The organism is Pseudarthrobacter sp. PS3-L1 (assembly GCF_030063285.1).
In the GTDB taxonomy this organism is placed as follows: domain Bacteria; phylum Actinomycetota; class Actinomycetes; order Actinomycetales; family Micrococcaceae; genus Arthrobacter.
The window spans coordinates 845,994-868,299 of sequence record NZ_JASISU010000001.1 but is presented as its reverse complement, the minus strand read 5'-3'; the positions used below and the strand labels follow the sequence as shown (position 1 = coordinate 868,299).

Below are 22,306 nucleotides of genomic sequence, written 5' to 3'. Positions count from 1 at the left end.
GAATTCACCAACAAATTTATAAACTCACTGGTCAAAGGCACACTCCGCTTCACTCAGCACCTCGGCGCACCAAGACCTGCAGGGTCAGGCAACGTGGTGTGCCCTGCAATGACGTACCGCCCCACGTTGCGGGCCGAGCCGGGTTCGACGCGCCACCATCGAACAACGCCCAAGCCCGACCAGTTGTCATCCTGGTCGATGTAGCACTGCACGACAATCAAGTCCTGGCTGCTCTTGTAGAACCAGGGCGGATTGTTGCTGTTGACACCGTCACAGTCAAAGTCAGGCGTGGGACGGTAATTTGAGCCGCCCTGGGTGTAGGTGCAGGTTCTCTCAAATTTCGGGTCGGAAGTTTTGATCCTGGTTTCCCACGACCCCTGCTTGCCAGAGGTCGCTGTCGCCGTTGTCACAGCGCTCCCAGTACCCAGTGAATTGAACGTCTGCACCGAGATGGTTCGGGAGACCTGCCAGCCGCCGGTGTTAATGGTCCGAGACCCGGACGCGGCGACAGCTTCCCAGGCCCCGCCATCAATCTTGATTTTGGTGGTGGCCACGTCATTGGTGGACGTGGCCGGCGATGACCAGGTGAAGCCCACGCTCTGATCATTGGTGGCACCATCGGTGCCCGAGGCCGCGGGCGTACCCGGCGAGCCGAACGGTGTTACGGCCGAGGGTGCACTGGCGTCGGCACTCGGTGCCACGCTCGAAACAGCCGTGATGGTGACGCTGACAGCCTTGCCATTGGTCAATCCGCCGATGACGTCACCGCTGCTGACCGGGCCTGACTTTCCACCGGCGTTGTACCGGTAGCTGATTTCACCGGGAGAAGAGCCATTGCGCTGCGCCGCAGAAAGATTGTTGAAGGTCACAGCGATCTGGCGCCCAGCAGCATCTGTGTTGGCAGGAGTCGCTGAGACACCCGTTACCTGGCCCAGCTTTCCGGTGGCGCGCCGTGGCGCCGAAGCGTTGCTGACGGCCCCCTTGCCTGCCTTGTTGTCGGCCTGCACAGTAAACGTGTAGGCCGCTTCGGAGTTGGTGGCGGTGAAGACAGCGGAACGGACAGATCCGGGGACCACCTGCGTCTGGGGTCCACCGCTGCCTCCACTCATCGTGACGTAGTAGTTTCTGATGGGATCGCCATTGGTGGTGGGCTGGTCCCAGGAAACCTGGAGCTGGTTGGAGCTACCGACGGATGCGGCCACGGACGTCGCTGGAGCAGCCGGTGCAGCCGGGACCCCTGCTGGGTTGTCCTCTACCGAGTAGGTGCCCCATTCAGAGGGCCCCAGCTCATTTACGGCCTGCGCACGGACTTTGTACTTCACGCCGTTGGTCAGGCCTTGCCAGGTATAGGTGAGGCCTGCAATGTCACTCTTTACCGCAACACCAGATGACGGCGGCGGGGAAATCTCTAGATTGTAGGATTTCACCGGTGAACCCTCGGTCGTGGCGGCTGGCCAGGAGATCGCCATGTCCCCGTCACCGGCTTTGACGTTGGGGGCCTGGGGCGGCGAGGGCTTCTCATCCGGCCTGATCTCGTTGGAGGCTGACGATACGGGGGATTCGCCCACCTCGTTTGTTGCGGTCACGGTGAAGACATACTTCACATTGTTGGTGAGCCCGTTGAGGGTACATGTGGTGGTGTCGCAGTCCTGCGTGAACCCGTTGTTTGATGCGACAGTGTACTTGGTGATCGGAGCACCGTTATCCGACGGCGGCGCCCACTTGAGCACAGCCGTGCGACTGCGGACATCCGTTGCCGTCGGCGCAGACGGCGCATCGGGAGCGTCGCGCACGGTAAGGCGCAACCGGCCGTCAACCTGGCGTGAAAGATCACCTGTCTTGTCTGCCACCGTGTAGCGGACCACCAGAACACCCTTGGATCCTTCAGCTGGCGTGACGGTGATGGAATCACCTTCGACCACGGGCTGCCCCTGAGCCTCGCCCGTTTCCACGCTGGCACCCACAATGCGCAGCGGAGTGTCGGCAAAGGGGTTGAAATCGTTACCCAGCACGTTGACGGTCTCGGTCTTGCCGGCATTCGCCCTGTCCAGGACATCGTCGTTGGCTACCGGCATGGGTCGGTTGGACGCAACCTGACGGACCTGGATTGTCGCGGAGACGGCCGGTGATCGGCCGTCAGTCACCCGGACCTGCAGGGCGCCACTGACGCCAACGCCCACAGAGTTCTCTGCACCCAGGGTGAGCACCGTGCCATCGAGTCGAGCAGTGAAGCCCGGTGGCAACGTCTGGTCCAGTTCGAAGCTAAGGCTGTTCTTGTCGCGTTCATCCACGTCAGCCGCCAGCGGAGCCAGATCCAGCCTGGCCTCCTCCGTCTTTGGAATATCCACTGAGGCGCCGCGGAACGTTGGTGGCGTGTTGGCTTCCGCAGGGTCGGGGATCACTCTGGTCATGATCACCAGGGTGGATTTGAGCCCTTCGGCGTCATCGGGGCCGTTGCCGTCAGTGACCTCAAACGTGATGGAGCCAGGCCCGGCGTAACCTGCCTGGGCCGCGTAGCGAAGACCGTCGCCCTCGCCGGTGATGACGCTGTCAGGGGATCCTCCCAGCACCGTGACGGAGTCGGCAACCGTGATCCGCGGCTTTCTGCCATCCCGGACACGGACGTAGTCAGAGAGACTGAGCGTGACGTCCTTTCCAGCCATGACCTCGACGGTTTCGGTGTTTGAGAGCGTGGGATACTGCGCACCCTGACCCGGGATCCACATAATGGCTGTTGAATTCAGGCCATCGGCGTCTGTCACTGTGTAAGGGATGAGCTGATCCTCAGGAGTGAGATCCACCAGGATGTTCCCTGCCGTACCCACGCGCGCATTGGTGTTGGCTTCCGGAAGCGAGATGGAGAGCTCGGCGGCAACACCATCTGCGTCTGAGTCGTTCTTGAGCACGGGAACATCAACGGCACTCTTACCGAGGGTCTCCGCAAGGGTGACCCTATCGTCCTTGGCTTCGGGCCGCTTCAGCTCGGCATCCGGGCTGACCCGAATCCGGACTACGGCGCTCCCCTGGGCTTTTTTGTCGTCCTGGATCTGGTAGCGGATGGACTCATAACCAGCTGCCTCCGGAGCGGTGAAGAGCACCTTCGCCCCGTCAACCACGTCTACCCCGAGTTCCGGTTTTGCTTCGAAACCGTCCACCAGCAGGGAAATAGGATCTCCGTCAGGGTCTGAATCGTTGGCCAGCGCTTCCACTGCGACGTTCCGACCGGGCCGGACATCCACCGCGTCGTCAACAGCAATGGGTTTCTGATTGAGCGCCTCGGGCGGTGCTACGCCAACAATCACCGTGCCAGTGTTCTCCGCGCCAATGCGGTCACGGACCCGGTAGGTAAAAGTATCTGTACCGGCACCATTTCCAGCCGCCGTGTACTCAAGATACCCATCGCGCACCACCGCCGTGCCACGGGCTGCGGCCTTGTCAATCCCAATCAGCTGCACAGAGTCACCGTCTGGATCAATGCCATCCAGGGGAACCGGAATCTTGACGCCCATGCCGGAAACCACGCGACCCGTCAGGTTCCTGGGCTCCGGGCGCGCGTTGCTTGCGTCGTCGCGCGCCAGGATCCTGATAGTGACCTGCTGTGAGTCCACCTGTCCGGACTCATTCTGGACCTTGTAGATGGCATAGACAGTTTTTGCTGACTCACCTGCAATGAAACGTACGTGGTCGCCGGCAACGAACATCCGTCCGTCACCGTCCGCCGGCTGCTGGGCGAGTTCGGGGAGCAGCGTCAGGTTTCCACCATTGGGGTCTGCGTCATTGTCCAGCACCGGGATCGTAACAACATCACCAGCTCGCACAATGGCCTCATCGGGTTTGGCTTGCGGAGCCTGCAGTTTGGTGGGAGCCGGTACCACGACGATTGCGAGCTCCCCTACCGCCGAGGCCCTGCCGTTGGAGATGGTGTACTTCATGGTCAGCTGGCCTTCTGCACGGACATCGGTGATGCGGACCACCGAATGGTCCACCACCGACACGCTCACGGGCAACGAGGAATCCGCTGTCACCGACTGCACCACCAGGACACCGCCAGATGGGTCGGAGTCGTTACCGAGGACATCGACCAGGACGTTGCCGCCCGTGGGCAGCAGGGCAATATCGCGCACCGCAACGGGGGCTCCCTCGCTGTTTCCTGCGACGACGTCGACACGCACCAGTTGCTGGGCGCTGGCAGGGCCGTTGGTCCCCAGGTATTCAACATAGTGGGTGCCCTGGGCATCAGAGGCAAAGGTGAACGTCTGCTGGTCGGCGCCGATGGTCACCGTCGATTGCCCATCAGAGGTTGCCTGTGCCAGCCGCAGGGCTCCTCCCTGCGGATCGAGGTCATTCTTGAGCGGGGAAATTACCGTCTCGACTCCAGCCACGGCAACTACGTGATCGGCCGTTGCGATAGGTGGCAGCGCTCCTGCAGCTCGGACGTCCACCGTAATCTGGCCTTCGGTGGTGGCCTGTCCATCCGAGATACCCACCGTGAGGATTTTCCGGCCGGGGACAGTCCCGGAGTCCTGGAAGGTCAGCTGCCCGTCCGGACGGATGCGGACCTGGTCGAGACCGTCGGGGCTGGAGGCGGCGACAGCAAATAGGTCGTCACCGTCCGGATCGATCCAGGACGGGAGGATGTTCTGCGTCACCGATTTACCCTGCTGAACCACCAGGGTGGTGTCCCGGCTGGGTTTCTGCACGGGCGCGGTGTTCTCGCTGGGCGGCACAATTTTGAGCTCGACAGTCCCGGAAGAGGACAGTCCACGGCCATCATCAACTGTGTACTCGAATGAATCACTGCCAGTCTTATCAGCTGGCACTTCCACCTGGAAACCAGTGTCACCGTAAATCGTGGACAGCGTTCCGGAGCGGATCTGCCCAGGTTGCCGGACGGTGAGGATGTCACCGTCCGGGTCCGTGTCGTTGTCCAGGACCGGCAGGATCGTCGTTTTGCCCGCGCGAACACCAAACGTGTCAGGTTTCGTGACCGGCGGACTGTTTGGTTTGGTGCGGTCCGGCAGAATCGTTTGCTGGACTTCGTCCGCTGAGTCTTTTTCGGCGTCGTCGGACGTTTCCTTGGGTGGAATGACCTCGTCCCAGTTATTTACGAGCTGCATGTTCTGGTTCACCAGCCACACATTCCCCGAATTCACATCATTGAGGACCACCACATCCCGATTCACCCGAAAAACATACGACGGCGACGCACTCGCCTTCGGAACATCAACACTCTTATCATCGGCATCATCACCACAATCCCGAACATACTTATTCGCCCCAGACCACGCCCCATGCACACACCCACCCAACTGCACAGGCGCCGCAGGAACACCCTCACCCCCAAACCCCACCGACACAACACCAGAACCATCCAACGAAACCTTCACCAACGCACGAGTAGTCCCCACCGCAACAAAACCACTCTCCGGCCCAGCCCCCTGAAGCTTCCCATCACGACCCTGCGGAACATCAACAACCCTGCCCCCCGCCAAAAACAACCGCCCCGTCAACGCCTCAAAAACAACAGGACTATCCCCCACAACAGAAACCTGCACATCCGAAACCCCCTTCAACGCATCCCACACCTGCACATCAGAAGAAACCACCACACCACTGCCATCAACCACAGTGCGCGTCACCGACCCAGCACCCGGATCCACCGAATACACCGAATCATCAACACCAACCACAGAAACCACACCCGCCGAAGCCTCCACCACCGGCTCCGAAGACTCCTCATCAAACCCCGACACGGACGACGCCCGCACCGCCCACACCTTCCCCGACACCGCATCACTGACAGAAAGAACATCCGAACCAAAACTCACCGACGACGACGACGGCAACTGCTGATCCCCACCCAAACTCATCTGCGCCGACGAAACCTGATTCAACGTCGAACCAGAACCATCATCAACAAAAACATCCCCACCACTCTGCAACACATCAAAGGACGTCGACGCCGGAGTCACCGCCCCATCCAACACCCGCGACGGATAATTCAACCGCCCCACAGCATTCTTCGACTTCGACACCACCCACACACCCCCATCATTCAACTCCACCTCAGCGGACCTGAACCCCGGATACAACACAGCACCAGCCACCAAAAAACCCACCACACCCACAAAAGCGGCAGGGGTCAGCCAGGAGGGGACGCGTCTGGAGGAGGGCGCTGAACCCTGGTCGCCGGTGCGGCCTTTGCGGCGCGACATAGCGGGCATTTTCATGCGGTGTGCTCCCAGGAAAGTATCGGCTGAAGGCCAGGTGGTGGTTGGCGACTAGGCCCGGACACAACTCTATCCCGTTAGACAAACAACTGGACAAACAACTGGACAAACAGTGCTGACCACTGCGATCTTGGCTGGCGAGACAGCAGCTGCGCCGCATTCACAGCGGATCAGTCGAGGATCAGGCCCTTGCCCAGGCCACGCACCAGGCGGACCGGCAGGATCTCGCCAAACCCACGCACATTTTCGGCAGGCAGCGGTTCCAGCACAAACCGCTCGTCCTGGTGCAACGCCGCAGCCGTCATGGAGTCAATAAGGACTGTTCCAGGATCCGCGAGGCTGGTTAGCCGTGCGGCCAGGTTGACTGTTGGGCCGTAGATGTCACCGAGCCGGGAAAGGACCCGGCCCCACACCATGGCCACGCGCGCCTCTGGCAGAATCTCATCGTCGGTAAACGCCTGGGCGAGCGCCAGGGAAATCTCGGCTCCCGCAGCAGGCGTCTCTGCGATGTAGAGCACCTCGTCACCCACAGTCTTGACCAGGCGCCCACCACCCACGGAGATGATCTCAGCGCACTTGTTCTCGAAACGCTGGACCAGGCGTGCCAAGGTCTTTTCATTCATGCGCCTCGAGAGGCTGGTGTAGGAGACAAGGTCAGCAAAGCCGACAGCCCGAGCCAGCGGCAACGGAGCATCGTCCTCATCACCCTCGCGGCCCTCTTCGCTGGCCTGCAGCCCTGCTTCGGCGCGGACCGCAAGCCGCTGCACGCCAGCGTTCAGTTGGCGGCGCCACGAGTACACAAGCATGTCCTGGAGCGCATCAACCAGGGCTGGGAGATCGTTGACAAGCTGCTTCCGGGCCACTGCATCAGTGACCCCCTGCTCATGGACCATGTCCTCAATCAGGGCTTCAATCTGCCAGACCACCATGCGGTCCGTCATCTGGCCAATTGCCCGGGTCACTGAGATGGCAGCCTCTTCCGTCAGCATTTCCGTGCGGACCAGATCCACCACAGTTCCCAACGCCTCCTGGTCACGCTCCGTGAACGCAACGTCCTCGTCGCTGTAGTTGGGAAACCCCAGGGCGCGCCAAAGTTTCCTGGCCGAGAGCAGCGATAGCCCTGCGCCAGCAGCGACTTCGCGGCGCCGTAGTTTGCGCTCGCCGCCCAGCAGCCTGGCTTCCAGGGCCTTGGCGGCCAGGCGTTCTGGCGTCAGCGTTGCCATGGACGACGTCGCCGGAGGAGGAGTTGGGATAGGGGGCTCGACCAGAACGGCGGGTGCCACTGAGTCAGGTGCGGACGCGGACTCAGCTGGAGCGCTCAGTGGTGCGCTGTCTTGAGTACCTGTGTCCGTGTCGCTCATGCTCTCCACCTTCTCTCGCTGTTCATGCCTGGGCCATGCACCACAGCGTGTTGCTGTGCGGTGCCCCGCGTCCCGCCGTCGGGAAGCTTGCTCATGGCCTCCATGGCAAACTCACGGAATTTGGCCACTTCAGGAACATCCACCAACGTCAGTGAACCCTCATGGCCGGATTCCAAGGATATCGTCCCTGACCGGAGACCGCGTTGCACCAGCGACTGGCTGAGCAGGACGTTACTGACTGCACCCAGCGAGATCTGGCGATCCCTGCGCCGGACCAGGCCATCGCGGCGCATCACACGCAGGCTGGTCAGGATGTAGCGAATGGAATTCCAGCGAATCAGCCGTGGCAGGCAGAACCCAAGGAGGATCCACCCGGCAAGCACCAGGTAGCCAGCCACCAGCCATCCGTTCCAGTCTTCCGAGAACCCTGGAATGACGCTGGCGGCTCCACCGCGCAGCGTCCAGGCACTTGCAAATGCCGCCAGAGCGGGTGCGAGGATGAAGAGGAGAGCTGGCACGGCAAGACTGCGTGGTTGGGGCCGGGTCACCACAATCACTTGCTCCCCCGCCACGAGGTCCTTACGCATAGCCTGTCTCCATGCCGCGCTGAGTAGACCATGGCCGCACGTGGATGACGTCCCCGGCCGTAACGGTGTGAGTATCTCCGTCAGCGGAAACGACCATGAGTGAACCATCTGCATCAAGGTGCTCAGCACGGCCAATCAGGTCTGTCCCGCCAGGAAGTTGCACACGGATTTCACGACCCAGCGTGACCATCACCGCCTCTGCGCGATGGTGCAGGGAACCGCCGCCGAGCAGCGAAACGGAAGGATCGCCGTCGGCGTTGCAGAAGGCCCGGTAAAGACTGGAAAAATTGGTGAGGAAGCTTTTCAGCAGCTTCGTTCGGTCAGGCGTGATCATGGCTCCGGCCGAAGGGGCATGGGTGGCACCACGTTCAACCACAACGGACGTGGCGGTGGCCACTGGCAACTCCGAGGCCTCCAGACTCACATTGATGCCAGTTCCCAGAACGACGGCGGGCGCCGCACCATCCGCCATGGTTGTCAGTTGCGCCAGGATTCCGGAAATCTTCTTTCCCCTGACCAGGACGTCATTGGGCCACTTGAGTTCTGCGGGGATACCTTCGACCTGCAGGAGAGATTCGCGAAGGGCCAACGCGGCTAGCAGCGAGAGCCAGGCATAGCTTCGGGTGGGGACTGGCAGGCCCCTGGCCGTGACCGGACGCAGGACGATCGAGACGGCCAGCGAGCTTCTTGGCGGCGCTTCCCACTGGCGCTCCAGCCTTCCCCGGCCCGCAGTCTGGTGCTCTGTGGTCAGCACTGCCAGATCCGGCCACTGGGCAGGTTCAAGCCTGAGGTTGCGGAGCAGATCTGCGTTTGTCGAACCGGTCTGGGCTACAACATCGAGGCGTGGAATACCTGCCGCTGACAGGAAGTCCTGGGCGGTAAGCTCCTGGATACGCAGGGGTGGGCGGTTATTCCCGCTTTCCGGTTCGCTGGAACCGGCGTGGTCATCTCCGGCTTCAGGTGCTGCATCCATACCTGAATCCTAGCGAGTACTAGAGGAAGATGTCCGGGACCAGCGCATCTTCGGCGGCGCCAAGGCTGTAGGGAGCAAAATCCTTGATGCCTACAGCGGCGAGGACCTGTTCGTCCGTTACGAAGTTTCCACTGGGTCCGGCCGGCAAAAACGGGGCGGCGCTACCTGTGAGAAGTGCATGTGCAGCGTCAGCCATGATTTCCGGTCCCCGTGCGGACTGCACCAACGTTCCGCCACCGGGCATTGCCCTGATGGCTGCGGTATCGATGAGTGTGCAGGGCCAGAGCGAATTCACGCTGATGCTGGTGTCCCGCAACTCTTCCGCCAGGCCCAGCGTGGTCAGGCTCATTCCATACTTGGCCATGGTGTAGGCGAGGTGCATCCCGGCCCACCGGGGATCCAGGTTGAGCGGGGGCGAGAGCGTCAGGATGTGGGCGGCTGCGCTCTCTCGTAACGCGGGGAGCGCAAGTTTGGAGAGCAGGAAAGTGCCGCGCACGTTGATGTCCTGCATGAGGTCATAGCGCTTCATGTCCAAGGCTTCCGTGCTGGACAAGTCGATTGCCGAGGCGTTGTTGAGGACAATGTCGATCCCGCCAAAACGCTCACTGGTGGCTGCCACGGCACCGGCCACATCACTGTCGTTCCGCACATCACCGACCAGCGGAAGAGCGCTGCCGCCGGCTGCTTCCACTGCCTCCGCGGCGCTGTAGACAGTACCGTCCAGCTTTGCGTGCGGGGACCCCGTCTTGGCAAGCATCGCGATGTTCGCGCCGTCACGGGCTGCGCGCAGGGCAATGGCCAATCCGATTCCGCGGCTTCCACCGGACATCAAAATGGTCTTCCCCGCCAGCGAACCTGTGGCCTGGTAGGGCGTTGGGCCATTACGTACAGCATCATTGCCAGCAGTCATGGCACCACTGTATCGGATGCTTGTTACTCGTCAGTAATATAGCGGCCAGCTCGGGCAACACCCAGAAACTTGTAGGTTTTCTACAGCGGTTCCGGCAAAATGCCTTACTAGACTGGCCTCCAGAGCCCGTCCCGTCTGTTCGACTGCTCCAACACTGCAACGCCGGTGTTGGCAGTAGGAGCTGCAGGCGGGCTGCCTGCAGCAGCGCTGCGGGCTGGACACCAGCGCACAACAGCTACAGAGCCGGAGACAATTAATGAGCCACGACCTGAGTACGACTGCGGGAAAAATTGCAGACTTCCGCGACCGCCAGGCGCGCGCCGAACTACCCTCCGGACCCGAGGCAGTGGAAAAACAGCATGCCCGCGGGAAAAATACTGCCCGCGAGCGCATCAACCTCCTTCTGGACGAAGGCTCCTTCGTGGAATTTGATGCGTTGGCCGTCCACCGTTCAACAGCTTTCGGCATGGCAGCCAAAAAACCCCTGGGTGATGGCCTCGTCTCCGGCTACGGCACAGTCGACGGCCGGCCGGTGGCGGTCTACAGCCAGGACTTTTCCGTCTATGGCGGTTCCCTCAGCCAGGTCAACGGTGAAAAAATCGTCAAGGTCCAGGAATTTGCGCTCCGCAACGGCTGCCCCGTGGTCGGCATCCTGGACGGTGGCGGAGCCCGGATCCAGGAGGGCGTGGCATCGCTGGCCATGTTCGCCGACATTTTCCGCAACAACGTCCATGCATCGGGCGTTGTCCCGCAAATTTCCGTCATTATGGGCCCGTCCGCTGGCGGGGCGGCCTACTCCCCTGCACTGACGGACTACGTGGTCATGGTGGACAAGACATCCCACATGTTCATCACTGGCCCCGACGTCATCAAGACAGTCACGGGAGAGGACGTGGACATGGAAACCCTCGGTGGCGCACGGCAGCACAACTCCACCACCGGAACCTCCACCTACCTGGCCCAGGACGAGGCGGATGCTCTTGAGTTCGTCCGCGAACTATTGGACTTCCTGCCGTCAAACAACCTCTCCGAAGCACCCGTGGCAGAGCACGACCAGGACCTTGAGGTCAATGACGACGACCTGGCGCTGGATACCCTCATCCCAGACTCGGCCAACCAGCCATACGACATGCGGGTGCTGATCGAGCAGCTCGTGGACGACGCACATTTCCTGGAGATGCAGTCGCTGTACGCTCCCAACGTCATCATTGGCTACGGCCGGGTGGAGGGCCACACGGTTGGCATCGTCGCCAACCAGCCCATTCAGTTTGCCGGCACGCTGGACATTGCCGCATCTGAAAAAGCAGCCCGTTTTGTCCGCCACTGCGATGCGTTCAACGTCCCCATCATCACCCTGGTGGATGTGCCCGGTTTCCTGCCGGGCAAGGACCAGGAATTCCAGGGCATCATCCGCCGTGGCGCCAAACTTCTTTACGCCTACGCCGAAGCAACAGTCCCCAAAGTCACAGTCATCACCCGGAAGGCTTATGGCGGGGCATACATCGTCATGGGGTCCAAGAAACTGGGCGCTGACCTTAACCTGGCCTGGCCCACCGCCCAGATCGGGGTCATGGGTGCACAGGGCGCCGTCAACATCCTGTACCGCCGTGATTTGGCTGCCGTTGCCCAGGCGGGTGGCGATGTCGAGGCACGCCGCGCAGAAGTAGTCCAGCAGTACGAAGAAGAGCTCCTGAACCCCTACCAGGCTGCCGAACTGGGCTACGTGGACGCGGTTATTGCACCCTCGGAAACCCGTGCCAAGATCATGAGGGGCCTGCGCGTCTTGCGCGACAAACGCGCTTCACTGCCAGCCAAAAAGCACGGAAACATCCCCCTGTGAGCACTGGAGCAGCAGCTGATCCAGCGGGCTCAGCCAAGGTCGCATCGGATGCAGACGCACCAGCACCCCTGTTCTCGGTGGTCAAGGGAGAACCGACACCCGAGGACCTTGCGGCGCTGACCGCCGTCGTGCTGTCCCTCAGCGGTGCCGCAGAAGCGGCACCCCAGCGCCGCAGCACCGGGTACTGGGTCCGCCGGCAGCAGCTCCGCCTTGCACCGACACCCGGCCCCGGGGCGTGGCGGCGCAGCCAGGGTTGAGCTGGGCCGCTATCCTCGTGGGGTGAGCAACCAGACCAGCAGTCCCACTCGTCCCACCACAGCCATCGACCATATTGCCAACAGGTACACAGACGTCCTGATCCGGCTGAACCCAGCCTTCGCCACGGAGCTGGGTATCGCTGGCCACGAGACGGAATACCAGGACTATTCCCCGGCAGGTGCGGCCGCCTTTGCTGCTGCTGCACGGGAAACGCTCGCTGAGCTGGCAGCGGCCCGGCCGGTGGACGACGTCGATGAGCTCACCCTGGACGCCATGCAGGAACGATTGGGGCTCGGACTTGAGATCCATGCTTCCGGCTGGGATGCGGCAGAACTGAACAATATTGCGTCTCCCGCCCAGGACATTCGGGCAATTTTTGACCTGATGCCCGCGGAAACTCCCGAGCACTGGGAGCATCTGGCTGGCCGTGCGTTCAATGTCGGCACCGCACTGAGCGGTTACCGGGAATCGTTGCTCGCCGCCCGGGACGCTGGAAAAGTATCCGCCGCCCGTCAGGTGCGGATTGTGATGGACCAGACCAGTGCGTACGGCGCCAGCGATGGCTTCTTTGCCAAGCTCGCCGCCGACGCCACTGTTGGGGGTGCTCCGCTCACGGAAGAACTGCAGGAAAAGCTCGACGCCGGAACTGCCGCCGCCAGCGCCGCCTACGCTGCTTTCGCTGCGTTCCTCCGCACCGAGTTGCTGCCTTTTGCCCCCGAAAAAGACGCTGTGGGGGCCGAGCGCTACGCCTTGGCATCGCGCAATTTCCTGGGTGCCACGGTGGATCTTGCAGAAACGTACAGCTGGGGCGTGGCGGAACTCCAGCGCCTCATCACAGAGCAGGAAGCCGTAGCGGAGCAGATCCGGCCCGGCGCCACGGTAGCCGAGGCCAAGCAAATCCTGGACAGTGATCCTGCGCGCCAGCTCCGGGGCACAGCGGCCCTCCAGGCCTGGATGCAGGAACTCTCTGACCGTGCAGTCAAGGAACTGGCGGATGTGCACTTCGAGATTCCCGAGGTCATGAAGACCCTTGAATGCCGGATTGCACCTACGCAGGAAGGCGGCATCTATTACACCGGACCGTCGGATGATTTCAGCCGGCCAGGCCGCATGTGGTGGTCCGTCCCCCCGGGTGAGGACACCTTCACCACCTGGTCCGAGACCACCACGGTTTTTCACGAGGGCGTCCCGGGGCACCACCTGCAGGTAGGGACAGCCACCTATCGCCGGGATCTGCTCAATCGATGGCGCCGCAACGTCTGCTGGACCTCAGGTCACGGCGAGGGCTGGGCGCTCTACGCAGAAAAGCTCATGCAGGAGTTGGGTTATTTCTCCGATCCTGGGGATCTGATGGGCATGCTTGACATGCAGCGAATGCGTGCGGCCCGGGTGGTCTTCGATATCGGCGTCCACCTGGAGCTGGAGATCCCCACGGCCTGGGGAACAGGGAACTGGACCCCGGAGAAAGGTCTGGAATTCCTCCGGGCCAATCTGCCCATCAGCGAGGGACAGCTGAGTTTCGAATTCACCCGGTACCTGGGCTGGCCTGGCCAGGCACCGTCCTACAAGGTGGGCCAACGCCTCTGGGAAGACATCCGCACCGAACTCGAATCCCGGCCACATTTTGACCTCAAGGACTTTCACACCCGTGCGCTCAACGTCGGCTCCGTAGGCTTGGACGCCCTGAAGCGGGCGCTCCTGGGCTGAGGGTGCGTGTGCCATAGAGCCACGCGCGCCATACCCTGCATGGCCGGCTCGACAGCTCCAGCACGTTCCAGGGCGAGACCTTTGTTACATGCCGGCCGGGAATAACTTCACACATGGCACTGATGGCGCCTCAACAGGGCGCACCCGCCACTTTTCATGAAGAAGCCTCGCGTAACATTTCTCAACATGCGTTCGTGATGGTAGGGCTGTGCTGCCTAGCGTGTTTAGGTGAGCACTCAAACAAGCACCCCCTCTTCTCAAGAAAAGTCCGGATTCCGGCTACCCAAATGGGCTGGATCGTTCGGCGTCCAGATTATCGCCGCACTGATCGTGGGCCTGGGACTTGGCCTGCTGGCCAAGTACACCGGCAGCACCAAGGACGATCCCAACGCCCTCGGAACGACGCTGCAGACCATCGGCTCAAGCTACGTTTCGCTGCTGCAGACGGCAGTGATCCCCCTGGTTTTCACTGCCGTCGTCAGTTCGATCTCGAACCTGCGCCAGGTCTCCAACGCTGCGCGGCTGGCCTGGAACACCCTGCTGTGGTTCGCGATCACCTCGCTGATCGCCGTGCTGATCGGGATCGGCCTTGGGGTGCTGCTGCAGCCCGGCGCCAACACCGGCATCACCCAGGAAGCCCGGTACGACGGCAAGTCCGGCGACTGGTGGTCCTTCCTGACCGGCCTCATCCCCAAAAACTTCCTGGGTCTCGGCTCAAGTTCCACGGTGACGGAGGGCGCTGATGCGGCCACCACGGTTGCCACGTCAGTCAGTTTCAACGTCCTGCAGATCCTGGTCATCGCTATTGCGGTCGGTGTGGCAGCACTGAAGGTTGGCAAAGCCGCCGAGCCGTTCCTCAACCTCAACGCCTCCGCACTGGCGGTCATTCAGAAGGTCCTCTGGTGGATCATCCGTCTTGCACCACTGGGCACCATCGGCCTGATCGGCAACGCCGTCGCCATCTACGGCTGGGACACCATCGGTTCACTGGGCAAGTTCGCCATTGCGATCTATGTAGGCCTTGCCCTGGTCCTGTTTGTTGTCTATCCCATCCTCATCCGTTCGCACGGGCTCTCGATCAAGCAGTACTTCTCCGGTGTATGGCCAGCCGTCCAGCTTGGCTTCGTCTCACGCTCATCCGTGGGCACCCTGCCCCTGACCCAACGCGTCGCTGAGCGCAGCCTGGGCGTCCCCCGCGCCTACGCTTCCTTCGCCGTTCCGCTGGGAGCCACCACCAAGATGGATGGCTGCGCCGCAATCTACCCCGCCATTTCGGCAATCTTCGTGGCCCAGTTCTTCGGTATCCAGCTCGACTTCACCCAGTACGTCCTGATCGCACTGGTCTCGGTCTTGGGCTCGGCAGCTACCGCCGGAACCACCGGCGCCGTCGTCATGTTGACGCTGACGCTCTCCACGCTGGGGCTGCCGCTGGCCGGCGTCGGACTGCTCCTGGCCATTGACCCGATCCTGGACATGGGCCGGACGGCCGTCAACGTCGCGGGCCAGGCACTGGTTCCCACCATTGTTGCCAAGCGTCAGGGCATGTTGGACGAGTCTCTGTACAACGCGCCGCGCAATGGCACGCCATTTGTTGACGACGCCGACTCCGACGCCGACCAGGCTGGTGATGCCACCGCAGAAGGAACCGACGTGAGCGTCGGCGAGACGCAGCGCTCGCTGGCAGGCCACAGGGCCTGATAGCCAGGGGCCTCCGCCCCACCACGCAGTGCCACACGGCCTGCCAGCAGGTCACAGACACGAGGTCCCCGGGAAATCTTCCCGGGGACCTCGTGCGTGTGGCGGTGCCGCCTAGTGGCCGCCACCACCAATAACGCCATTGTCCACGGCCTTGGTGACAGCATCGGCTTCAGCCTGCGTCAGGGTGCCGTCAGTTACGGCCTGATCGAGCCGGGTGCTGAGCTGGCCCGCCCTCTCAACCTGGGCTTCGGTCCGGACTTCGGCGAGAGCAGCACTGACCTGCGACTCATCAAGACCCAACGAGCCTGCAAGGGACGCCGCGAGTGCCGCGTCCCGGGTTGCCTCGTCAGGCCGCGCGCCCCCGGCAGGTTTGCCAGCGGCAGAACCAGTAGGCCTGTTGACCTCCCGGAAAGCCTGCAGGGCCTCGGTAACCTGTGCTTCCTCAACTCCCAGCTTCGCTGCCAGGGCAGAGGCCTGGTGTTCCATTTCGTGGCCATGCGGCCCCTTCCCCATCCCAGGCATGCCGTGGCCATCGGCACCGGAGGTTGCGTCTGCACTAGCGCTGGAGGACGGAGCGGGCGCTGGGACTGTAGTGGCCGAGGCTGCCCCGGCAATGCCCAGGCCTGCTCCTGCCGCGAGGGCTGCAGCTGAAAGACCGAGGGCAATTTTCTTCTTACTGGACATTTTTTCTCCTGGTGCAGGGCGTGGTGGGACGTTCCGTTACCCGCACTGCCCCACCGGGACACAACCAAAGTCCCAGCGCTACGTAGCAGCATGCTGTCCGCCGCCTATGGGAGAGCTGTGAATCACAGTGTCACTCATTGCGCAGAGTGCAAACTTGCACGTAGTGTAATTGTGTGACACTCCCAGAAGACGACCTACAACCCGCCCCGAGCCGGCGGGAACTGAACAAAGCCGCTACCCGGCAGGCCATCTCTGCCGCTGTCCTGACGGCCATCCGGGTCCAGGGGCCCGGCAACTTCACCGTCGAGGACATCGCCCAGGCGGCGGGGATCTCCCGCCGCACCTTCTTCAACTACTTCAGCAGCACCGAGGATGCGCTCTCGGCCATCACCATCGGGTTCCTGGACAATGTCCTCCAGCAATTCCGGCTCCGCCCGGCAGGAGAACCGGTTCTGGAATCCGCACAGGCAGCGCTGATGAGCCTGGCAGACCCGATGACGATTGCACCCCTTGCCGAGCTCTTCGGCATTGTCAGCGAACACCCAGGCCTGCTCCGCACCGAACTGGAAGCCTGGGACCAGTGCACGGAGCAGATTATCCAGGCAGTGTCAGAGCGGGTAGCGACCGGTCACGCCCAACCCCTTGACGATCTGCATGTCCGGGCCCTCGGTGGATCCCTGATGGCCTGCGGCAAAGCGGCCATGGATGTCTGGTTTGCCCGCTGTGGGAAAGATTTCTCCCGGGACTCCCTCTCCACCCTTCGTGGCCTGCTGATTGAATCCATGCACCTTCTGGACACCGGCTTTGCCGTCCCTGAACGCCATGCCACCCTCCCCTAGCCTGGGAGCCCCAGCTCCGAGGCGACCTTTTCCTGAATCCCCGCTTACCTGATCACTTCCTCCGCTCCCACCAGATAGATCGGCACCCCCATGGCACTTCTGTTGTACCGGCTCGGCAAATTCTCCTACCGACGCCGCTGGCTGGTGATCTCCCTGTGGCTGGCCATCCTGGTCGCCGTAGGTGGTTCCGCTGCCGCTTTCCATGGCACCCTCTCCAATAACTTCCAGATCCCCGGAACCGAAACCCAGCGGATAGCAGACAAGCTCCAGAAGGAACTTCCTTCTGCATCCGGCGGCACAGCGACAGTTGTTTTCGAAGCTCCCGACGGCGGTTTCACTGATGCCAGCCGGGGCGCCGTGGCCGAGGCACTCACAAAGCTCAAGGACATTCCCGAGGTCCGCGGCACTGTGGATCCCTTCGCAACCCAGGCCCAGATAGACCAGGGACTTACGGCCGTCACCGAGGGCGAAGCCCAGCTCGCTGACGCACAGGCTCAGCTGGACGCATCGCGCGCAGAACTTGAGGCCGGCAAGGCGCAGCTCGCAGCAGCAGAGCAGCAGCTTGTTGCATCCGGTGCCACCCCTGAGGTGATTGAGGCCCAGCTGGGTGCCCAGAAGGCTGCCCTCGCAGACGGCCAGGCCAAGCTCGACGCTGGAGCAGCAGAGCTTGCGGCCAACCAGGCCAAGGCCGCCCTCGGCAAACGTCAGGCAGAAGCTGCCGCTGACATCAGGTTCGTCTCTGAAGACGGGCAGGCGGCCGTCGCCCAGGTGCAATTTAATACCTCCATCAACGGCCTGACCCCGGAAATCCGCCAGGAGGTCCAGGACATCGTGCATGCCACGTCATCGGCTGGCGTTACCGCATACGCCAGCAAGGAGATCACCGAGGACATTTCCGAGCTGTTCGGCGTTGCAGAAATTATCGGCATCGCTGTCGCCGCCCTGGTCCTCATCCTCATGCTGGGTACCCTCGTGGCCGCAGGACTGCCGCTCCTGATGGCAATCGTGGGTGTCGGAGTAGGCGTAGGCATCACGTTCGCCTTGTCCGGCGCCTTCGACATGAGCTCCATCTCTCCCATGCTTGCCCTGATGCTGGGACTCGCTGTAGGCATCGACTACTCACTGTTCATCGTGAACCGCCACCGCACCCAGCTCCTCACCGGCATGGATCCGGAGGAATCGGTGGCACGTGCTACCGGAACCTCGGGCAACGCGGTGCTATTTGCTGGCCTCACAGTCATCATTGCGCTCTCTGCCCTGGTGGTTCCAGGCCTGCCGTTCCTCTCCGTGATGGGCCTCGCAGCTGCCGGGACCGTGGCGGTGGCCGTCATGGTGGCACTCACCCTCACACCGGCCATGCTCTCCCTGATCGGTCGCAAGATCATCTCGAAGCGGGCCTGGGCCAAGGCCGAGAAGCACAATGCCGAAGCCGGCCACGAAGAGTCCGATGACGTCCAGGACAAGGAACGCAGCAAGCGCGGCTGGGGCGGTATCGTCACGCGGCATCCTGTCGTAGCCCTCGTGGCCGGTGTTGTCCTGCTGGGGACGCTGGCACTGCCGGCAACGCAACTCCAGCTGGCCCTTCCGGACGGCGGTAGCGAGCCTGTCGAGTCAGAAGCCTTCCAGGCCTACGACCTCACTGCCAGGGCCTTTGGTGAAGGGGTCACCGGACCCATCATCGCCGTCGGCGAATTTCCGGCGGGCCTCGATGAAACCCAGGCGCAGTCGCTGCAGTATGACATTGCAGATCAGCTCCGCGCCCAGGACAACGTGGTGGCAGCCGTTCCGGTAGGACTCAGTGACGACCGCCGCACGGCAGTCTTCCAGGTCATCCCCAAAGAGGGACCTGCCAGCGCCAGCACCGTCAAGGTTGTCTCCGAACTGCGTGGCCTGAACGGCCAGCTGCAGTCGGACTATGACGTCACCCTGGGCCTGACCGGTCAGACCGCCGGCAACGTTGACGTCTCCACCAAGCTCGGCGACGCCCTCCCCCCGTACCTGGCAATCGTGGTCGGCCTCTCGCTGATCCTGCTGCTGCTGGTTTTCCGCTCCATCGTGGTGCCGTTGCTGGCAACAGGCGGGTTCCTACTCTCCCTTGCAGCCGCGTTCGGCGCCGTCGTCGCCGTATACCAGTGGGGCTGGCTCGGTGGAGTGTTCGACGTCGCCAATCCTGGCGCTGTCCTGAGCTTCCTGCCCATCATCCTGATCGGCGTGCTGTTCGGCCTTGCCATGGACTACCAGGTCTTTATCGCCTCCGGCATGCGTGAGGCCTACATGCACGGCGCCCCCGCCAGGGATGCTGTCCGCATTGGTTTCCGGCACGCAGCCGCTGTGGTGACGGCAGCCGCCATCATCATGGTCAGCGTGTTCGCAGGCTTCATCTTCAGCCACCTGACGATGGTCCGGCCGCTGGGCTTCGCCATGGCTTTCGGGGTGCTGCTCGATGCCTTTGTGGTTCGCATGACCATTGTTCCGGCCGTGATGTACCTGCTGGGTGAGAAGACCTGGTGGCTGCCCACGTGGCTGAACCGGATCCTGCCCGACGTGGACGTGGAAGGTGCCAAGCTCGAGAAACTGGAGCGCACGCCTACCAAGAGCACCGAGCCGGTCCACTAGGCTGGACATGTGACCCGACTCATCCTGGCCTCTGCGTCCCCCGCCCGCACCAAGCTGTTGACCGACGCCGGCATTGGACACACCGTCCTGGTCTCCGACGTCGACGAGCCAGCTGTTCAGGCGAGGTACGGGGTAACGGATCCACACGACACAGCCCTCCTGCTGGCCCGGGCCAAGGCCGAGGCGGTCGCTGTACTGCCCGAAGCCGAAGGCGCCCTGGTGCTCGGGTGCGACTCTGTGTTTGAGTTCGATGGCGAGGCCCACGGGAAACCGTATACGGCCGATGTGGCCAGGGAGCGCATGGCCCGCATGAGTGGAAGCCGCGGAGTCCTGCATACCGGTCACTGGCTCGTGGACAACCGGACAACAGCCGCCGACGGCGCCCCGGAACCTTGCGGTTCCGGGGCCACCGTTGGCGCAGTTGCCTCGGCAGAGGTGCACTTCATGGAGATGGCTCCCGCGGAAATCGACGCCTACATCGCCACCGGAGAGCCGCTGCTGTGTGCAGGTTCTTTCACGATCGACGGCCTGGGTGGCGCGTTCATCCGCAAGGTCGACGGTGACCCACACGCCGTCGTCGGCCTGTCCATTTCCACCTTGCGCGGGTTGCTGGCCCAGGCAGATGTGGCCATCATCTCCCTCTGGGCACAGGGCCGACCCAGTCCCTGACTTGTAGCTTCCCTACAAAGGATTCGAGCACCAGCTACGTAATCAGCAAGCAATATGGGCCGATGCTCCACAATCGCGCTAGGCTCCCTGAAGGAAAGAAGGAGACGCCTTGTCAGCCATTTCGGAGCAATCCGCCCTGCCCCTGCACGCCAGCATCAGCAAAGTCCTGATCGCCAACCGTGGGGAGATCGCAGTACGCATCATCCGCGCCGCCAGGGACGAGGGCATCGGTTCAGTCGCTGTCTACGCCGACCCTGACCGCGATGCCCTGCACGTCCGGCTCGCCGATGAGGCCTATGCGTTGGGTGGCAATACTGCGGCTGAGTCCTACCTGATGATGGACAAGATCATCGCCGCAGCCAAAGCCTCCGGCGCAGACGCCATCCACCCCGGCTATGGCTTCCTTGCCGAGAATGCCGAATTTGCCGCACAGGTCATCGATGCTGGCATCACCTGGATTGGGCCATCCCCCGCCGCTATCTCCGCCCTCGGCGACAAGGTCCAGGCCCGGCACATCGCCGAAAAAGTTGGCGCTCCCCTGGTTCCAGGCACTGCCGACCCCGTGGCGAATGCCCAGGAAATCCTTGATTTTGTGGATGAATTTGGCCTGCCGGTGGCCATCAAAGCCGCTTTTGGCGGCGGCGGCCGTGGCATTAAAGTGGCCCGCGCCCGCGAGGAAATCCCAGAACTTTTTGAGTCCGCCGTCCGTGAGGCTGTTGCAGCCTTTGGCCGCGGCGAATGCTTCATTGAGCGTTTCCTTGATGCACCCCGGCACGTGGAAACCCAGTGCCTCGCAGATGCCCACGGCAATGTGGTGGTCATTTCCACCCGTGACTGCTCCCTCCAACGCCGCAATCAAAAGCTGGTCGAAGAGGCTCCGGCACCTTTCCTGAGCGCGGACCAGACGCGTCGGCTGTACGAATCCTCCAAGGCAATCCTCAAAGAGGCCAACTACCTCGGCGCAGGCACCTGCGAGTTTTTGGTGGGCCAGGACGGGACCATTTCTTTCCTGGAGGTCAATACCCGCCTCCAGGTGGAGCACTGCGTCTCGGAGGAGGTCACAGGAATTGACCTCGTCCGCGAGCAGTTTCGATTGGCCCGTGGAGAAGAACTTGGCTACGACGACCCGCAGGTTCGCGGCCACTCTTTCGAATTCCGCATCACAGGCGAGGACCCGGGCCGCGGTTTCATGCCAGCGCCGGGAACCATCACAACCCTGAAGAATCCCACCGGCCCCGGCGTTCGCGTTGACTCCGGAGTTGAGGAGGGCGATGTCATCAGCGGCAACTTCGATTCCATGCTGTCCAAGCTGATCGTGACGGGTTCAAGCCGCACCCAGGCCCTCCAGCGCGCCCGCCGCGCCCTCGAAGAAATGGTGGTCGAAGGCATTCCGACCGTCATCCCCTTTGACCTCGCCGTGGTCAGCGACCCCGCCTTCGCCCCCACCGACGGTCCGTTCTCGGTCCACACCCGCTGGATCGAAACAGAGTTTGTCAACAACCTTCCGGAGTGGACTGCCCCCGGTGGCGCCGAAGCGGACGACGCCGGGGAGCGCCAGCGCGTCGTCGTCGAGGTCGGTGGCAAGCGTCTTGAGGTTGTATTGCCTGCCAGCCTCGGATCAATGGCCGCGGCCGCTTCCTCCGGCAAGGGCTCCGGAAAGGCGAAAAAGCGCGGACGCAACGCAACTGCCGCTGCCACCACAGGCAATGACCTCACCTCACCTATGCAGGGCACCATCGTCAAGGTCGCCGTTGCCGACGGCGACACGGTCGCCGAAGGAGACCTGATTGTGGTGCTTGAGGCCATGAAGATGGAACAGCCCCTGACCGCACACCGGGCAGGCACCATCGCAGGGCTCTCGGCAGTTGCCGGGGAAACTGTTTCCGCTGGCTCCGTCATCGCCACCATCAACGACTGAACACGCACTGGGGATT

General features: G+C 62.5%; 14 protein-coding genes. 8 read left to right on the top strand and 6 right to left on the bottom strand.

What is annotated here, in order from left to right; genetic code table 11:
* Positions 1–53 precede the first annotated feature (53 nt).
* The 5 genes from QMG79_RS03965 to QMG79_RS03945 form a co-directional block, all read right to left on the bottom strand.
* On the bottom strand, positions 54–6,224 hold the full coding sequence (locus QMG79_RS03965) for an Ig-like domain-containing protein (protein ID WP_502934696.1): 6,171 nt from the start codon (positions 6,222–6,224) through the stop codon (positions 54–56).
* Positions 6,225–6,400: 176 nt separating this feature from the next.
* Positions 6,401–7,591 (bottom strand): adenylate/guanylate cyclase domain-containing protein, encoded by a 1,191-nt coding sequence (locus QMG79_RS03960; protein ID WP_283537247.1) that lies wholly within the window; start codon positions 7,589–7,591, stop codon positions 6,401–6,403.
* Positions 7,588–8,178, bottom strand: coding sequence for a PH domain-containing protein (locus QMG79_RS03955; RefSeq protein WP_283537246.1), 591 nt, complete (start codon positions 8,176–8,178; stop codon positions 7,588–7,590). The genes QMG79_RS03960 and QMG79_RS03955 overlap by 4 nt, the downstream gene beginning before the upstream one ends.
* A complete protein-coding gene (locus QMG79_RS03950) occupies positions 8,171–9,151 on the bottom strand; it encodes a biotin--[acetyl-CoA-carboxylase] ligase (RefSeq protein ID WP_283537245.1) in 981 nt (326 codons plus the stop codon). Before QMG79_RS03950 ends, QMG79_RS03955 begins: the two co-directional genes overlap by 8 nt.
* A 19-nt stretch (positions 9,152–9,170) precedes the next feature.
* Positions 9,171–10,061, bottom strand: a complete 891-nt coding sequence (locus QMG79_RS03945) for an SDR family oxidoreductase (RefSeq protein ID WP_283537244.1) — start codon at positions 10,059–10,061, stop codon at positions 9,171–9,173.
* A 256-nt stretch (positions 10,062–10,317) separates the two neighbouring features.
* Between QMG79_RS03945 and QMG79_RS03940 the strand changes: the two genes are divergently transcribed.
* From QMG79_RS03940 to QMG79_RS03925, 4 genes are all read left to right on the top strand, one after another.
* Positions 10,318–11,901 (top strand): acyl-CoA carboxylase subunit beta, encoded by a 1,584-nt coding sequence (locus QMG79_RS03940; protein WP_283537243.1) that lies wholly within the window; start codon positions 10,318–10,320, stop codon positions 11,899–11,901.
* Complete coding sequence (locus QMG79_RS03935; protein ID WP_283537242.1) at positions 11,898–12,158, top strand: acyl-CoA carboxylase subunit epsilon; 261 nt, start codon at positions 11,898–11,900, stop codon at positions 12,156–12,158. Before QMG79_RS03940 ends, QMG79_RS03935 begins: the two co-directional genes overlap by 4 nt.
* A 22-nt stretch (positions 12,159–12,180) precedes the next feature.
* Positions 12,181–13,866: a DUF885 domain-containing protein gene (locus QMG79_RS03930; RefSeq protein ID WP_283537241.1), complete on the top strand. Its 1,686-nt coding sequence runs from the start codon at positions 12,181–12,183 to the stop codon at positions 13,864–13,866.
* Positions 13,867–14,094: 228 nt separating this feature from the next.
* The gene (locus QMG79_RS03925; RefSeq protein WP_283537240.1) at positions 14,095–15,564 is read left to right on the top strand and encodes a dicarboxylate/amino acid:cation symporter; all 1,470 of its coding nucleotides are present in this window, start codon (positions 14,095–14,097) and stop codon (positions 15,562–15,564) included.
* 111 nt (positions 15,565–15,675) lie between these two features.
* Here QMG79_RS03925 and QMG79_RS03920 read toward each other — a convergent pair whose 3' ends face one another.
* Positions 15,676–16,248 (bottom strand): hypothetical protein, encoded by a 573-nt coding sequence (locus QMG79_RS03920; RefSeq protein ID WP_283537239.1) that lies wholly within the window; start codon positions 16,246–16,248, stop codon positions 15,676–15,678.
* A gap of 173 nt (positions 16,249–16,421) precedes the next feature.
* On the opposite strand from QMG79_RS03920, the gene QMG79_RS03915 reads away from it, so the two are divergent.
* The 4 genes from QMG79_RS03915 to QMG79_RS03900 all read left to right on the top strand — a co-directional run bounded on the left by QMG79_RS03915 (position 16,422) and on the right by QMG79_RS03900 (position 22,290).
* On the top strand, positions 16,422–17,087 hold the full coding sequence (locus QMG79_RS03915; RefSeq protein ID WP_283537238.1) for a TetR/AcrR family transcriptional regulator: 666 nt from the start codon (positions 16,422–16,424) through the stop codon (positions 17,085–17,087).
* A 90-nt stretch (positions 17,088–17,177) separates the two neighbouring features.
* Entirely contained in the window at positions 17,178–19,703 is a 2,526-nt protein-coding gene (locus QMG79_RS03910) for an MMPL family transporter (RefSeq protein ID WP_283537237.1), read from the top strand.
* Between the two features lie 9 nt (positions 19,704–19,712).
* Positions 19,713–20,372, top strand: a complete 660-nt coding sequence (locus QMG79_RS03905) for a Maf family protein (protein WP_283537236.1) — start codon at positions 19,713–19,715, stop codon at positions 20,370–20,372.
* Positions 20,373–20,481: 109 nt separating this feature from the next.
* On the top strand, positions 20,482–22,290 hold the full coding sequence (locus QMG79_RS03900; protein ID WP_283537235.1) for an acetyl/propionyl/methylcrotonyl-CoA carboxylase subunit alpha: 1,809 nt from the start codon (positions 20,482–20,484) through the stop codon (positions 22,288–22,290).
* Positions 22,291–22,306: the final 16 nt, after the last annotated feature.